This window comes from Trabulsiella odontotermitis, from assembly GCF_001297775.1.
Lineage (GTDB): Bacteria > Pseudomonadota > Gammaproteobacteria > Enterobacterales > Enterobacteriaceae > Trabulsiella > Trabulsiella odontotermitis.
The window spans coordinates 135,057-149,880 of sequence record NZ_LIFX01000010.1 but is presented as its reverse complement, the minus strand read 5'-3'; the positions used below and the strand labels follow the sequence as shown (position 1 = coordinate 149,880).

Annotated in this window: 18 protein-coding genes; 7 read left to right on the top strand and 11 right to left on the bottom strand. The window is 55.0% G+C overall.

The genetic code is table 11. From position 1 onward, the window contains the following. The first annotated feature begins 32 nt into the window (after nt 1-32). Both ptsI and crr read left to right on the top strand, forming a co-directional pair. Nucleotides 33-1,760: a phosphoenolpyruvate-protein phosphotransferase PtsI gene (gene ptsI, locus AOY23_RS14490; protein WP_054179476.1), complete on the top strand. Its 1,728-nt coding sequence runs from the start codon at nt 33-35 to the stop codon at nt 1,758-1,760. A gap of 40 nt (nt 1,761-1,800) precedes the next feature. Next, the gene (gene crr, locus AOY23_RS14485) at nt 1,801-2,310 is read left to right on the top strand and encodes a PTS glucose transporter subunit IIA (protein WP_000522253.1); all 510 of its coding nucleotides are present in this window, start codon (nt 1,801-1,803) and stop codon (nt 2,308-2,310) included. A gap of 56 nt (nt 2,311-2,366) precedes the next feature. Here the strand turns inward: crr and pdxK are convergent, their stop codons facing one another. The 6 genes from pdxK to AOY23_RS14455 form a co-directional block, all read right to left on the bottom strand. Next, nucleotides 2,367-3,206 carry a pyridoxine/pyridoxal/pyridoxamine kinase gene (gene pdxK / locus AOY23_RS14480; protein ID WP_054179475.1) on the bottom strand — a complete coding sequence of 280 codons (840 nt, stop codon included), beginning with the start codon at nt 3,204-3,206 and terminating at the stop codon, nt 2,367-2,369. 4 nt (nt 3,207-3,210) lie between these two features. Then, nucleotides 3,211-4,122: a cysteine synthase CysM gene (gene cysM / locus AOY23_RS14475; protein WP_054179593.1), complete on the bottom strand. Its 912-nt coding sequence runs from the start codon at nt 4,120-4,122 to the stop codon at nt 3,211-3,213. A 111-nt stretch (nt 4,123-4,233) separates the two neighbouring features. Continuing rightward, entirely contained in the window at nt 4,234-5,328 is a 1,095-nt protein-coding gene (gene cysA, locus AOY23_RS14470) for a sulfate/thiosulfate ABC transporter ATP-binding protein CysA (RefSeq protein ID WP_054179474.1), read from the bottom strand. Beyond that, on the bottom strand, nt 5,318-6,193 hold the full coding sequence (gene cysW, locus AOY23_RS14465; RefSeq protein WP_054179473.1) for a sulfate/thiosulfate ABC transporter permease CysW: 876 nt from the start codon (nt 6,191-6,193) through the stop codon (nt 5,318-5,320). The genes cysA and cysW overlap by 11 nt, the downstream gene beginning before the upstream one ends. Further along, complete coding sequence (gene cysT, locus AOY23_RS14460; protein ID WP_054179472.1) at nt 6,193-7,026, bottom strand: sulfate/thiosulfate ABC transporter permease CysT; 834 nt, start codon at nt 7,024-7,026, stop codon at nt 6,193-6,195. Before cysT ends, cysW begins: the two co-directional genes overlap by 1 nt. Continuing rightward, on the bottom strand, nt 7,026-8,045 hold the full coding sequence (locus AOY23_RS14455) for a sulfate ABC transporter substrate-binding protein (protein ID WP_054179471.1): 1,020 nt from the start codon (nt 8,043-8,045) through the stop codon (nt 7,026-7,028). The genes cysT and AOY23_RS14455 overlap by 1 nt, the downstream gene beginning before the upstream one ends. Before the next feature lie 349 nt (nt 8,046-8,394). Between AOY23_RS14455 and AOY23_RS14450 the strand changes: the two genes are divergently transcribed. Together AOY23_RS14450 and nadS are read left to right on the top strand one after the other, a co-directional pair. Then, nucleotides 8,395-8,721: a hypothetical protein gene (locus AOY23_RS14450; protein ID WP_054179470.1), complete on the top strand. Its 327-nt coding sequence runs from the start codon at nt 8,395-8,397 to the stop codon at nt 8,719-8,721. 42 nt (nt 8,722-8,763) lie between these two features. After that, nucleotides 8,764-9,060, top strand: a complete 297-nt coding sequence (gene nadS, locus AOY23_RS14445) for a NadS family protein (RefSeq protein WP_054179469.1) — start codon at nt 8,764-8,766, stop codon at nt 9,058-9,060. An 11-nt stretch (nt 9,061-9,071) separates the two neighbouring features. Here the strand turns inward: nadS and AOY23_RS14440 are convergent, their stop codons facing one another. Then, nucleotides 9,072-9,821, bottom strand: coding sequence for an alpha/beta fold hydrolase (locus AOY23_RS14440; protein ID WP_054179468.1), 750 nt, complete (start codon nt 9,819-9,821; stop codon nt 9,072-9,074). A 63-nt stretch (nt 9,822-9,884) separates the two neighbouring features. Here AOY23_RS14440 and nudI point away from each other — a divergent pair, with 63 nt between their 5' ends. After that, nucleotides 9,885-10,310, top strand: a complete 426-nt coding sequence (nudI, locus tag AOY23_RS14435; RefSeq protein WP_054179467.1) for a nucleoside triphosphatase NudI — start codon at nt 9,885-9,887, stop codon at nt 10,308-10,310. 38 nt (nt 10,311-10,348) lie between these two features. Here nudI and AOY23_RS14430 read toward each other — a convergent pair whose 3' ends face one another. From AOY23_RS14430 to AOY23_RS14415, 4 genes are all read right to left on the bottom strand, one after another. Continuing rightward, complete coding sequence (locus AOY23_RS14430) at nt 10,349-11,248, bottom strand: Dyp-type peroxidase (RefSeq protein ID WP_054179466.1); 900 nt, start codon at nt 11,246-11,248, stop codon at nt 10,349-10,351. A gap of 93 nt (nt 11,249-11,341) precedes the next feature. Next, nucleotides 11,342-11,917 (bottom strand): RpoE-regulated lipoprotein, encoded by a 576-nt coding sequence (locus AOY23_RS14425; RefSeq protein ID WP_054179465.1) that lies wholly within the window; start codon nt 11,915-11,917, stop codon nt 11,342-11,344. A gap of 48 nt (nt 11,918-11,965) precedes the next feature. Then, nucleotides 11,966-12,418, bottom strand: a complete 453-nt coding sequence (locus tag AOY23_RS14420; RefSeq protein ID WP_054179464.1) for a DUF2919 domain-containing protein — start codon at nt 12,416-12,418, stop codon at nt 11,966-11,968. Further along, complete coding sequence (locus AOY23_RS14415) at nt 12,405-12,830, bottom strand: GNAT family acetyltransferase (protein ID WP_038156938.1); 426 nt, start codon at nt 12,828-12,830, stop codon at nt 12,405-12,407. The genes AOY23_RS14420 and AOY23_RS14415 overlap by 14 nt, the downstream gene beginning before the upstream one ends. Nucleotides 12,831-13,044: 214 nt before the next feature. Here AOY23_RS14415 and amiA point away from each other — a divergent pair, with 214 nt between their 5' ends. Both amiA and hemF read left to right on the top strand, forming a co-directional pair. Further along, nucleotides 13,045-13,914, top strand: a complete 870-nt coding sequence (amiA, locus tag AOY23_RS14410) for an N-acetylmuramoyl-L-alanine amidase AmiA (protein WP_054179463.1) — start codon at nt 13,045-13,047, stop codon at nt 13,912-13,914. Between the two features lie 2 nt (nt 13,915-13,916). Beyond that, nucleotides 13,917-14,816, top strand: a complete 900-nt coding sequence (hemF, locus tag AOY23_RS14405) for an oxygen-dependent coproporphyrinogen oxidase (RefSeq protein WP_054179462.1) — start codon at nt 13,917-13,919, stop codon at nt 14,814-14,816. Nucleotides 14,817-14,824 lie beyond the last annotated feature (8 nt).

Sequence of the window (14,824 nt, the reverse complement as noted above, 5' to 3'; positions counted from 1 at the left end):
TTTAAATATCAGTCACAAGTAAAGGTAGGGTTATGATTTCAGGCATTTTAGCATCCCCGGGTATCGCTTTCGGCAAAGCACTTCTGCTGAAAGAAGACGAAATCGTCATTGACCGGAAAAAGATTTCTGCCGACAAGGCTGACCAGGAAGTTGAGCGTTTTCTGAACGGGCGTGCTAAGGCATCTGCGCAACTGGAAGCGATCAAAACCAAAGCTGGTGAAACTTTCGGTGAAGAAAAAGAAGCCATCTTCGAGGGGCATATCATGCTGCTTGAAGATGAGGAGCTGGAGCAGGAAATCATAGCCCTGATTAAAGATAAACACATGACTGCTGATGCAGCGGCTCATGAAGTTATTGAAGGTCAGGCCACTGCGCTGGAAGAACTCGATGACGAATACCTGAAAGAACGTGCGGCTGACGTGCGTGACATCGGTAAACGTCTGCTGCGCAATATTCTCGGTCTGGCAATCATCGACCTGAGCGCGATTCAGGATGAAGTTATCCTGGTTGCCGCTGACCTGACCCCGTCCGAAACCGCACAGCTGAACCTGAAAAAGGTGCTGGGTTTCATCACTGACGCTGGTGGCCGTACCTCGCACACCTCCATCATGGCGCGTTCTCTGGAACTGCCTGCCATCGTGGGTACTGGCGGTGTCACCTCTCAGGTGAAAAACGACGATTATCTGATTCTGGATGCCGTAAACAACAAGGTTTACGTCAACCCGACCAACGAAGAGATCGACAAACTGCGCGCTGTTCAGGAGCAGGTAGCGACTGAAAAAGCCGAACTGGCGAAACTGAAAGATCTGCCAGCCATTACGCTGGATGGTCATCAGGTCGAAGTTTGCGCCAACATCGGTACCGTGCGTGACGTCGAAGGCGCAGAGCGCAACGGCGCAGAAGGCGTTGGTCTGTATCGTACCGAATTCCTGTTCATGGACCGTGACGCGCTGCCGACAGAAGAAGAGCAGTTTGCGGCCTACAAAGCGGTGGCTGAAGCCTGTGGCTCTCAGGCCGTGATCGTTCGTACCATGGACATCGGCGGTGATAAAGAACTGCCGTACATGAATTTCCCGAAAGAAGAGAACCCGTTCCTGGGCTGGCGCGCTGTGCGCATCGCCATGGATCGCAAAGAGATCCTGCGTGACCAGGTTCGCGCTATTCTCCGCGCATCCGCTTTCGGAAAACTGCGCATTATGTTCCCGATGATCATCTCTGTTGAAGAAGTGCGCGCACTGAAGAAAGAGATTGAGATTTACAAGCAGGAACTGCGCGATGAAAGTAAAGCCTTTGACGAAAGCATTGAGATCGGCGTAATGGTGGAAACCCCCGCAGCGGCGACCATTGCACGTCATCTGGCCAAAGAAGTCGACTTCTTTAGTATTGGTACCAATGATTTAACGCAGTACACTCTGGCAGTTGACCGTGGTAATGATATGATTTCACATCTCTACCAGCCGATGTCACCGTCCGTACTGAACTTGATCAAGCAAGTTATTGATGCTTCTCATGCAGAAGGTAAATGGACTGGCATGTGTGGTGAGCTTGCAGGTGACGAACGTGCTACACTTCTGTTGCTGGGTATGGGTCTGGACGAATTCTCTATGAGCGCCATTTCCATCCCGCGCATTAAGAAGATTATTCGGAACACGAACTTCGAAGATGCGAAGGTGTTAGCAGAGCAGGCTCTTGCTCAACCGACAACGGACGAGTTAATGACGCTGGTTAACAAGTTCATTGAAGAAAAAACAATCTGCTAATCCACGAGATGCGGCCCAATTTACTGCTTAGGAGAAGATCATGGGTTTGTTCGATAAACTAAAATCTCTGGTTTCTGATGACAAAAAAGACACCGGAACCATTGAGATTGTTGCACCGCTCTCTGGCGAAATCGTCAACATCGAAGATGTGCCGGATGTTGTTTTTGCTGAGAAAATCGTTGGTGATGGCATCGCTATCAAACCAACTGGCAACAAGATGGTTGCGCCTGTAGACGGCACCATCGGTAAAATTTTTGAAACCAACCATGCGTTTTCTATTGAATCTGATAGCGGCATTGAGCTGTTCGTCCACTTCGGTATCGATACCGTTGAACTGAAAGGCGAAGGCTTCAAGCGTATTGCTGAAGAGGGTCAGCGCGTGAAAGTTGGCGATCCGGTTATCGAATTTGATCTGCCGCTGCTGGAAGAAAAAGCGAAATCAACCCTGACACCGGTTGTGATCTCTAACATGGACGAGATCAAAGAGCTGATCAAACTGTCCGGTAGCGTAACCGTGGGCGAAACGCCGGTTATCCGCATCAAGAAATAAATTTTGCTTCTTGCTGCACAGCAATAAAAATGGCGCCTCCGGGCGCCATTTTCGCATTACAGCGCCGGTAAAATCAGCTCGTCATAGCCCTTTTCGAGGGTGTAGCGCATCACATCCACTACCCTGTCTCCCGCGGCCTGTACGGCTTCTGCCAGCGGTTTGCCCTGCACGATGTTGCTCACCAGCTCCGAACAGAACAGATCGCCCGTGCCTTTAAGTTCCGCCGCCACGCGCGGGTAATGACTCACCGCAACGCCACTGGACGAAACCAACACCACATGAACGCGATCGCTGCCGTCGTTAACCGGTGCGCTGGTGATGGCAACCCATTTCAGCGTGTCAGATAACAGCCCTTTGGCCGCCGCGATAGCGGAATCGAGATCCCGACACGGCTTGCCGGTTAACACTTCCAGTTCAAACACGTTCGGCGTAATGCCCTGCGCCAGCGGCAACAGCAGTTGACGGTAGGCGTCCGGCAATTCGGGTTTGACGTAAATCCCGCTGTCGGTATCGCCAATCACCGGGTCGACCATAACCAGCAAATGCGGGTGCTTCTCCCGCTGCGCTGCCAGCCACGTCGCCAGAATCGCTATCTGGCTGGCGGTGCCCATATAACCGGTTGTGACCGCCTGCAGATGACGCAGCGCATCGCGCTCGTCCAGCGCCGCCAGATAGCCGCTGAACCACTCATCCGGGATCACCCCGCCATAAAACGTATCGTAATGCGGTGTGTTGCTGAACAGTACCGTCGGCACCGCCAGCACATTCAACTGATGCAGCTTAATGTTCGGTACGGCGACGCTGTTACCGACACTGCCATAAACCACCTGAGACTGCACGGCGACAATATCTGCCTGCTGCGCGCGGGTCTTGTCGCGAAATAAAATCATTTCCATGTGTCTAAATTCCTGCCCCCTGGCTGTAGCTTTCTTCTCCAAATACGCCGGTGGAAAGGTAGCGATCGCCCCGATCGCAAATAATCGCTACTACCACCGCACCGGGATGTGCTGTCGCTACTCTCAGCGCCCCGGCGACCGCGCCGCCTGAGCTGACGCCGCAGAAGATCCCTTCGCGTACCGCCAGCTCGCGCATGGTATTTTCTGCTTCCCGCTGGTGAATATCCAGTACCTGGTCCACAAGTGCGGCATTGAAGATGCCAGGCATGTAGGCTTGTGGCCAGCGGCGGATCCCCGGAATACTGCTCCCCTCTTCCGGTTGCAGGCCAACAATAGTGACGGGTTTTGCCTGCTCGCGCAGAAAACGTGAAACACCGGTAATGGTGCCGGTCGTGCCCATGCTGGAAACAAAATGGCTGATGCGACCACCGGTTTGCTGCCAGATCTCCGGCCCGGTGGTGGTGTAATGCGCGTAGGGATTATCGGGATTGTTGAACTGATCCAGCAGCCTGCCTTCGCCACGATCAGCCATCGCCTGCGCCAGATCGCGGGCGCCTTCCATACCCTGCTCTTTTGAGACCAGAATCAGCTCAGCACCATAGGCACGCATCGCAGAACGACGCTCCTGGCTCATGTTGTCTGGCATCAGCAGCTTCATGCGATAGCCTTTCAGGGCGGCAATCATCGCCAGCGCAATGCCGGTATTTCCGCTGGTCGCTTCGATCAACACGTCGCCGGGTTTAATCTCGCCACGCTTTTCCGCCTCAACGATCATCGACAACGCGGCCCTGTCTTTTACCGACCCGGCCGGATTGTTGCCTTCCAGTTTGACCCAAATTTCGCTGCCGTTATCCGGCCCCATCCGCTGCAGTCTGACCAGAGGGGTATTGCCGATGGTGTCTTCTAATGTATTCACGCTTTTTGCCCAATAAAAAGCCCGGTGCGCTTCGCTTACCGGGCCTGCAGAAATTGTATGTTGGCCGGGTAAGCGCAGCGCCACCCGGCAAAACTACGTAACCCTAACCTATCAGGCAGATTCAGCCAGAGCAAGATCCGCGCGATTTTCGATACGCTCATTGCCGTTATAAAGGCGCGCGTTTTGCAGACCAACAAACAGGCGATCCCCGCGCTGCGGGACCTCATCGTCCTGCATCACCACGGTCAGCGGATCCGGATACCAGCCGAGCGGCTGCACCACCAGCTGGATGTAATGCCCTTTCGGGCTGGCTTCCAGCACATGGACCGGCAACGGCGAATCGAGATTCGTGCGACGGCTGATGTCTATCTCCCAGGGACGCAGGAACAGATCCACCGGTCCCTGATATGCGGGCGTGTAACCCAGCGGCCAGCGGTGCGCGCCGACGTGGAACTGCCCGCCGCGTACAATACCTTTCAGGCGATTAACCTCGCCCATAAATTCCAGCACGAAACGGGTCGCCGGTTCACGCCAGACCTGATCCGGCACATCAACCTGCTCGATATTCCCCTGGCTCATCACCACCACACGATTCGCCACTTCCAGCGCTTCTTCCTGATCGTGGGTAACGAATACGCTGGTGAATTTCAGCTCTTCATGCAACTGACGCAGCCAGCGACGCAGCTCTTTACGCACCTGTGCATCCAGCGCGCCAAAAGGCTCGTCGAGCAGCAGGATTTGCGGTTCCACCGCCAGCGCACGGGCCAGCGCCACGCGCTGCTTTTGCCCGCCGGAAAGCTGGGCCGGATACCGATCCGCGAGATGCGACAGTTGCACCATCTCCAGCAGCTTGTTCACTTTAGCTTTGATCGTCGCCGCATTCGGGCGTTCACGACGCGGCAGTACCGTCAGGCCGAACGCGATATTGTCGAATACCGTCATGTGGCGGAACAGGGCGTAGTGCTGGAATACAAATCCCACTTTGCGATCACGCGCATGCAGACGGCTGACATCCGTGCCGTGAAAACGGATCTGCCCGCTGGTCTGGTGCTCCAGCCCGGCAATAATACGTAGCAGTGTGGTTTTGCCGGAGCCGGACGGCCCGAGCAGCGCCACCATCTGACCCGACGGAATATCGAGGGAGATATCATTCAGCACCTGGGTGCGACCAAAAGATTTTTTAATACTGGCAATCTCAATGCTCATGATGTTTCTCCTGTTGCGCGCGCTTTTCCTGATTTTCCAGGCGCCACTGCAACATACTCTTCAAAAACAGGGTCAAAATAGCCATCAACGTCAGCAGGGCCGCGGCGGTAAACGAGCCAACGGTGTTGTAATCCTGCTCAAGTAATTCAATCTGTAGCGGCAGCGACAGCGTTTCACCGCGAATCGAGCCGGAAACCACCGACACCGCGCCAAACTCGCCGATAGCGCGCGCATTGGTCAGCACCACGCCATACAGCAGCGCCCAGCGGATGTTCGGCAACGTCACGCGGCGGAACATCTGCCAGCCAGACGCGCCCAGCAGCACCGCGGCTTCGTCTTCGTTACTGCCCTGGCTCAGCATCACCGGCACCAGCTCGCGCACCACAAACGGACAGGTGACAAAAATCGTCGCCAGCGCCATACCCGGCCAGGCAAACATGATTTGCAGATTATGTTCGTCGAGCCAGCCGCCCAGCGGGCCGTTGGAGCCGTAAAACAGCAGATAGACCAGCCCCGCCACCACCGGCGATACAGCAAACGGAATGTCCAGCAGCGTCAGCAGTAACTGGCGGCCCGGAAAGTTAAAGCGCGTCACCAGCCAGGCCAGCAGCGTGCCAAACACCAGGTTGACCGGCACGGTAATCAGTGCGATCAGCACTGTCAGCCAGATGGCGTGCAGCATGTCCGGGTCAGCCAGATTCTGCAGCACCGGCATCAGCCCTTTGCTGAACGCCTGCACAAAGATATAGATCATCGGCACCAGCAGGATGAGGGCCGAAACCAGCACCCCGGAGCCAATCAGAAACCATTTCCCCCAGTTGATGCGGGGAGTGTCATAGCGTTTCAATTGCGTAACTTCCGCCATTAGTGACCTACCACGCGTTGACCAAAACGACTTTGCAGGGTGTTGATGGAAAACAGCAGCAGTAATGAGGCGCCGAGGATCACCGAAGCAATCGCGCTCGCCGCCGGGTAATCAAACTCCTGCAAGCGGACAAAAATCATCAGCGAGGTGACTTCCGTCTTCCACGCGATATTCCCGGCGATGAAAATCACCGCGCCAAACTCGCCGAGACTGCGGGTAAACGACAGCGCCACACCCGCCAGCAACGCCGGTGACAGTTCCGGCAACACCACTTTGCGGAAACTCTGCAGTCGCGTGGCGCCGAGCGTTTCCGCCGCTTCTTCGTATTCGGGCCCCAGCTCTTCCAGCACCGGCTGGACGGTACGCACCACAAAAGGGATGCTGGTAAAGGCCATCGCCACCGCGATGCCGAGCCAGGTGTAGGTCACTTTGATATCGAATTTCGCCAGCCATTCACCGTAAAAACCGTTAACGGAGAATAGCGATGCCAGCGTCAGACCTGCCACGGCTGTCGGCAGCGCAAACGGCAGATCCATCAGCGCATCCAGCAGCGTACGCCCCGGAAAGCGGTAGCGAGTTAAGATCCACGCCATCAGCAGGCCGAACACCCCGTTAAACAGCGAAGCCACAAACGCCGACAGCAACGTGACCTTATAGGCCGCGACCACCTGCGGGTTGCTGATGACTTCCCAGTACTGCGCCCAGCTCATCTGCGCCAGCTGCATCACCAGCGCGCTCAGCGGCAATAACAGGATCAGGCAGACATACAGCAGACTGGTGCCGAGGCTTAAGGTAAAGCCCGGCAGCACACGCCGGGATGAGACTGCAAACATTACTTACGCCCCGCCGCCAGCAGCTTGTCCAGCTCGCCGCCACTGGCAAAATGGGTTTTCATCACCTCAGGCCAGGCGCCAAACTGGTCTTCCACGCGGAACAGTTCGGTCTGCGGGAATTTATCTTTCAGCTTGTTCATCACTTCCGGGTTGTTCACACGGTAGTAATAATCGGTGACGATGGTCTGCGCCTGCGGGCTGTAAAGCCAGTTCAGGTACGCTTTCGCTGCTTTCTCAGTACCGTTGGCTTTGACATTTTTATCCACCCACGCCACCGGGAACTCGGCGAGGATATTCACTTTCGGCACCACGACTTCGAAACCCTGCTCTTCGTACTGCTTACGGATGTTGTTCACTTCGGATTCGAAGGTGATCAGCACATCGCCCAGCCCACGCTCAACGAACGTAGTTGTCGAGCCGCGACCGCCGGTATCAAACACTTCCACATTTTTCAGGAACTGAGTCATGAACTGTTCGGTTTTGGCTTTGTCGCCACCATCCGCTTTGTTCGCCGCGCCCCACGCTGCCAGATACGTATAGCGCGCATTGCCGGAGGTTTTCGGGTTCGGGAAAATCAGCTTCACATCCGGACGCACCAGATCGTTCCAGTCGTGGATGTTCTTCGGGTTGCCTTTGCGCACCAGGAACGCCATGGTGGAGTAGAACGGTGAGCTGTTGTTCGGCAAACGGGTCTGCCAGTCAGCCGGGATCAGGTTGCCTTTATCGTGCAGGATCTGCACATCAGTCACCTGGTTATAAGTTACAACGTCTGCTTTTAAGCCCTGCAGAATCGCCAGCGCCTGCTTTGAAGATCCCGCATGGGATTGTTTGATAGTCAGCTTGTCGCCGCCATTGTCTTTCGCCCACTGCTGTTCAAACGGCGGGTTGAGGGCCGCAAACAGCTCGCGTGAAACATCGTAGGAGCTGTTGAGCAACTCCGTCGCCTGCGCCTGTGCTGCCAGCAGCACCAACGCGCCCAGCGCCAGATATCCTTTTTTCAGTGATTTAACAACGACCATTGCGCACCCTTATCGAAATGTGACGACTCTATGATCATCATATTTATAACCAGGGTTAAAGCTGTAACGGTTTTATATACCGTTTGGTGATTTAGAAGTTGAAAAGAGAATAAGGGAGCAGGCGGCTTAGACTCAACGTGCAACATATGACACCTGCCCACCGACAGTGTGGTCCGCTCCATTCTGGAAAGCGCCTCGTAAATCAAAGAGAAAAAACGCTCCGCGCCATAAATTCCATTTTGATGCCTTGCATGCACTGGTATAAACCCACGCACATATTGTTCACAGAATGCTTGTGTGCGTACAGGGTACGTATTACAGTCGTTATGTCATGAGATGGAAGCGCATGATGAAGTATCTGTCTTTTATCGAGACACCGTCATTCAGCAGGGCTCGAAGCGCCATCATGATGGATGATGAATTTCGCGAGTTTCAGACCTGGTTGCTGGAGCACCACGACCAGGGCGATACCATAGCCGGTACAGGCGGCTGCCAGAAAGTCAGGTGGAGCCGCAAAAACGTGGCGGGAAAGCGTGGCGGTGTCCGCATTATCTACTATTTGAAACTGAGCAGCGCAAGGATCTATCTGCTGATGGTATACCCTAAAAACGTTAAAGATGATTTAACCGAGAAAGAAAAACAGGCCATTGCAAAAGCCATTCTTTTGATGAAGTGAATTACCTGCGGCAATTTACGCTTTCCATACGGAGATAAATTAATGGAAAAAAGGCTTTTTGACGATCTGCTCACCAGTGTTAACGAGATGGTAGCCATTGAAAACGGTGAGTGTGAGCCTGCACCTGAACATGTTCACCGCCATGCTATTCCGGATGTGAAAAAACTACGTACCAGCATGGGAATGAAACAGTCTGAATTTGCGCAGGCGGTCGGCGCGAGCGTTAGCCTGGTGCAGTCGTGGGAACTCCACCGTCGCGTGCCCACCGGCATCGCGCTTAAGGTATTAAACCTGCTTGAGAAAGAACCGCGTTTTATCGAGGCGCTAAAAAGCGTGTAATCACCGTCGAATCATTGTTCACAAAATTCTGTCAGCGCCGCGGCAAGCGCTGCCGGGTTTTCCCATGACATCGAATGCCCGCATTCCGGCAATACCACTGTGGAGATGCCGAGAGCGTCGAGGCGTGAGAAATCGTCATCCGGCAGGGAGTGTTCGCCGAAAATTAGCTGTTTGGGTTTTGGTAAATCGACAAACCGGGTGAACCAGTCGTTACCGGCCACCAGGCTCGCCGCACCGCGCCATACGGCCCAGGGGGCATCAACCGCCAGACTTCCGGCCCAGGGACTGTCATCCTGCGCGACAAGTTGCTGGCAAATGACCTCGATAAACTCCGCTTCGCTGTAGCTGCAGATCTGACGGCTAAAGAAACCACCGCCAGGGTGAAAATTCGGTTCTGAGACGATCAGACCAGCCACTTTATCACCCAGCAACGCCGCCGCTTCAATGCTGATGCTCCCGCCCATGCTGTGACCATACAAAAAACAGCTTTCCAGTCCCAGATGCGCCACCAGTTCAGCCACCACGTAGGCCTGTTCAGCAATGGAATAGCGGTAGTCCTGCGGTTTTTCACTGTATCCGCAACCCGGTAAGTCCAGCAGGATTGCCCTTCTGCCGCCAAACGCCCTGTCCACCACCACGCGGGGATACTCACATGACGAGGCGCATCCCAGGCCATGCACAAAAACCAACGGAACGCCGCTGCCGGGGAGATCCTGCCAGCGAACACGACAATTTGCGGTCGGAGAAAAGAAAGAATCCATTATTTATGTCCTGCCCGGTGGTATAACAAGAATTAACTCAACAAGATGACATACGAGGAAAGTATGCGCCAACGAATTATTGTCTGTCCGATTATCGAAAATAACGGTGAGTATTTGCTGTGCCAGATGGCGGCCGATCGCGGTGTGTTTCCCGGTCAGTGGGCGCTGTCCGGTGGAGGGACGGAGCCGGGCGAGACGATAGAAGAGGCGCTGCGACGTGAGATCCGCGAAGAGCTGGGCGACGCGCTGGAGATTACCCACATCACCCCGTGGACTTTCCGCGATGATGTACGAATCAAAACTTACGCCGACGGCAGTAAGGAAGAGATTTACATGGTGTATCTGATGTTTGACTGCGTCAGCAGCAACCGCGAAGTGACGTTTAATGAAGAGTTTCAGGCGATCGCGTGGGTGAAACCGGAAGCGCTGGGTCACTACGATCTTAACGTCGCCACGCGGCAGACGTTTCAGGATAAGGGATGGCTGTGACAGTAAAAGGGGCTGCCAGACCGGCAACCCCTTAGTATTTACAGCGCCAGCAGTCGGTCTAACGACGGGGCGAAGTAGTAGCCGCCGGTTACCGGTTTAGTGAAACGCAGCATCGCGTCGCGCTTGCCGTCGGTATCGCCAAACATGCTCAGCAATTGCTGTTCGATGTTATACAGGCGCGCGCAATAGGCGCAGAAGTACAGGCCATGTGTGCCGCTGGCGGTGCCGTAAGGCAGGCTCTGGCGGACGATTTTCAGCCCTTTGCCGTCTTCTTTGAGATCCACACGGGTCAGGTGCGACGTCACCGGGCGGTCGTCGCCGTCAATCTCTTCATTGGCTTCTTTGGTGCGGCCAATCATCATTTCCTGATCATGAATGCTCATGCGGTTGAGCTGGTTGAGATTATGCTCCCAACGCTGAACAAACACGTAGCTGCCGCCCGCATCAATGCCGTCGTTGATGACGGCCACTTCGCGGCGCGTCTCTTCACCCGCCGGGTTTTCTGTGCCATCGACAAAGCCGCTCAGATCACGCTCTTCGACCCAACGGAAACCGTGGATTTCTTCTTTCACGTCGATAGCGTCGCCAAACGCCGCGACGGCGGCTTGTGCGACAGAGAAGTTCACGTCATGGCGCAGGGAAAGGATGTGGATCAGCAGGTCATACTGCGTCGCGGGTGCCAGGCCTTTGCCGTAAGGGATGAAATCTTTCAGCTCTTCAGCGCCCACGCCGCCACTGAGCGTACGCCAGGTGTCGTGACCAAAGGCGACGACCGCACCGAGATGCGCATCAGGAAATTTAGCCTGAAACGTCGCCAGTTGATCTGCAAACCGTTTGCTGCTCTCGCGCAGGGCGTTGACATCCCCTTTGACGTTGGCTTCAATCCAAATCGCCGCGCGACAATGTTCCGGCAAAATGCCGCTCTGAACCTGAGACATCGCTCCTCCTGAAATAAAGATGCCACGACAGCGTGGCATTGTTGGCGGCTATTGTACCTGTTTTTGCCGCCCAGGCGGATCGTTCAGATCAATTTAACGACGCCAGATTATTTTGCTGACCTGCCAGTTTTTCAGCGTGTCATCAGACGGCATCAAATTCTCCGGGCCGCTCCAGTTACCGCTAAAGAGATAGCTGATATGCGGGCTGCTTTTGGCTTTACACTCAACGCTCGTACTGTCGTCGCCGGTCGCTTTCTGGCAGTTGCCGTAGGCTTTATCGAACACATCGCTAAATGGTGTCCCGACCTTAACGCCTTCTGCCGACGCGATGTCGCGGTCCAGGACGTCAATGCGGCTGACAGTGCCGGAGTCGCCATTGATCACCAGCGCCACCTTGTCATCTTTCAGCGCTTCGAAATAACGCACGATGCCGCCGTTGGCGGTTTTCATTCCGCTGCGCACACGGTAATCGCCACCCAGCGCCTCGCTGACGGCCTTTTCGTCCAGCGGTGTCACCGCCGTCAGTTCACCGACGCCCTCGCCCGTCACCGCCATGGAAGAACCGAACCAGTTCCATGGATAAGCCGCCGACCAGTTCACGGAACCGAGCGTGGAGCACCCGGTCAGCGCCAGGGGAAATACACAGAGCAGTAAACGTAATGATTTCATTCACAAATCCTTTCTTGTCAGTTCAACGTCTGTTGGAGTCCCTAAACGTTAAAAAGTGCCGTTAGCAGCAATACAGGCGCGTAAACGGCGGCTGGAAAGCAGCCACCACAGCGAAAAACCATCGAGGATCACCAGTGTCAGACCAACGCCGGACAGCGCGTCGCCCTGCCACCACAGCAACGGTTGCCAGAGCAGCAGCGCCAGTTGGGCGATGATCAACAGCCCGTGGAGCCCCCGCCATAACCGGGGAAACTGATGACGGCGACCGCTGAGCAGAAAAGCGAGCACCGCAGGAATGCCGGGCAGAAGCCCCAGCCAGAAATTGTCATGGTCAGGGTAGAACAGGTTCAGCAACGTATCCCCCTGCTGGCGCGATGCCCCGGCCATCACGAACAGCACCCAGGTGCGCGCCTGGAGAAGCAGAATGCCCCAGAACAACACCGGCAGCCGCAGACGACCGTGGCTGTCGTAATCAGAGGGCAGAAAATCAATACTCTTCATCTTCAATCAGGCGCTTGCCCAGAACCTCCACGTCGCCGTGCTCATACCCGAGACGCTCATACATTCCCAGCACCATGTCGTTATCGTCACGAACCATGATCTGAATTTTCGGGCAACCGCGGGCAATGAGTTTTTTCTCAAGGCGATTCAGCAGTGCGTTGGCGATACCACGTCCACGATATTCCGGGTGCACGCCGAGATAATAGGCCGAACCACGATGGCCGTCATAACCGCCCATAATGCTGCCCACCACTTCGCCGTTCACTTCGGCGACCAGAAACAGGCTGACGTCGTGATTCACTTTACGTTCGATATCCATTTCAGGATCGTTCCACGGACGCAGGAGATCGCAGCGCTCCCACAGGGTGATGACCTCTTCGAAATCTTCCTGGCGAAAAACCCGTATCTCCATGGTTTTACCTGCCCTTTTATGGTCTAAAAACTGTGATTATGGCGCGAACAGCCGAAACAGCCAATATCCAGCGCCAGCCGCGCAAAAAAATGGCATAATAGGCCGTTTGTCACGTATTGAAATGAAAAGTAAAACAATTCTCATTATGAACAGTCGTAACGGAATACGCGATACGATATAACATCAGGACTGTAATTTTCACAACTCAGGCAGCATGAGCACTTTTAAACCTTTAAAAACACTCGCTTCGCGCCGCCAGGTGCTGAAAGCCGGGCTGGCCGCATTAACGTTATCAGGGATCGCTAACGCCGTCGCCGCGAAAGAAGCGCCACTGAAAACCAGCAACAGTCACAGTAAACCCGCCGCCAAAAAAGCCGGGGCAAAGCGCATTGTCGTGCTTGATCCCGGACACGGCGGCATTGATACCGGCGCTATCGGGCATAATGGCTCAAAAGAGAAGCATGTCGTACTGGCGATTGCCAAAAACGTGCGTTCCATCCTGCGCAACAATGGTATCGACGCCCGCTTAACGCGTACTGGTGATACATTCATTCCATTGTACGATCGTGTTGAGATTGCCCATAAGCACGGCGCGGATCTGTTTATGTCGATTCATGCCGATGGCTTTACCAACCCCAGCGCGGCCGGGGCGTCGGTTTTCGCCCTTTCCAACCGCGGCGCCAGTAGCGCGATGGCGAAATACCTTTCCGAACGTGAGAACGCCGTTGACCAACTGGCGGGCAAAAAAGCGCTCGATAAGGATCATCTGTTGCAGCAAGTGCTGTTCGATCTGGTACAAACCGATACGATTAAAAACAGCCTGACGCTTGGCTCGCATATACTGAAGAAGATTAAGCCAGTACACCGGTTGCACAGCCGCAACACGGAACAGGCGGCTTTTGTGGTGCTGAAATCCCCCTCTGTGCCGTCCGTGCTGGTAGAGACCTCGTTCATCACCAACCCGAATGAAGAAAAGTTACTGGGCACCACGGCGTTTCGCCAGAAAATTGCTAATGCCATCGCCTCAGGCATCATCAGCTATTTTCACTGGTTTGATAACCAGAAAGCCCATGTGAAGAGATGATAATGAAACCAGACGCCCAACAGGTAAAAACGGTGTTGCTGACGCTGCAGGACAGGCTCTGTCAGCAGCTTTCAGCGACAGACGGCAACGGGTTTACTGAAGATCTCTGGCAGCGCACCGCGGGCGGCGGCGGGCGTAGTCGTGTGTTGCGTAACGGCGGCGTGTTCGAACAGGCTGGCGTCAATTTCTCTCATGTTCACGGCGACGCGATGCCCGCTTCCGCCACCGCGCATCGTCCTGAGCTTGCGGGGCGCAGCTTTGAAGCGATGGGCGTGTCGCTGGTCGTGCATCCGCATAATCCGTATGTCCCCACCAGCCATGCCAACGTGCGCTTCTTCATCGCCGAGAAACCGGGCGCGGAGCCGGTCTGGTGGTTTGGCGGAGGGTTCGATCTGACCCCGTTTTACGGTTTCGAAGAGGACGCCGTTCACTGGCACACTGTTGCCCGCGATCTCTGCCTGCCGTTTGGCGACGAGGTCTATCCGCGCTACAAAACGTGGTGCGACGATTACTTTTACCTGAAGCATCGCGACGAGCAGCGCGGCATTGGCGGGCTGTTTTTTGACGATCTCAACACGCCGGACTTCGACTCGTGTTTCGCGTTTATGCAGGCGGTGGGCAACGGCTTTGCCGACGCGTATCTGCCGATCGTTGAACGTCGAAAATTGATGCCTTTTGGCGAGCGTGAACGCGAATTCCAGCTTTACCGCCGCGGGCGCTACGTTGAATTTAACCTGGTATGGGACAGAGGCACGCTGTTCGGTCTGCAAACCGGGGGCCGCACGGAATCGATTTTAATGTCGATGCCGCCGCTGGTGCGCTGGGAGTACAATTACGAACCCGAAAAAGGCAGCCCGGAGGCTGCCTTGTGTGAGTTTCTGAAAGTTCGCGACTGGATCTGACGCCGCGA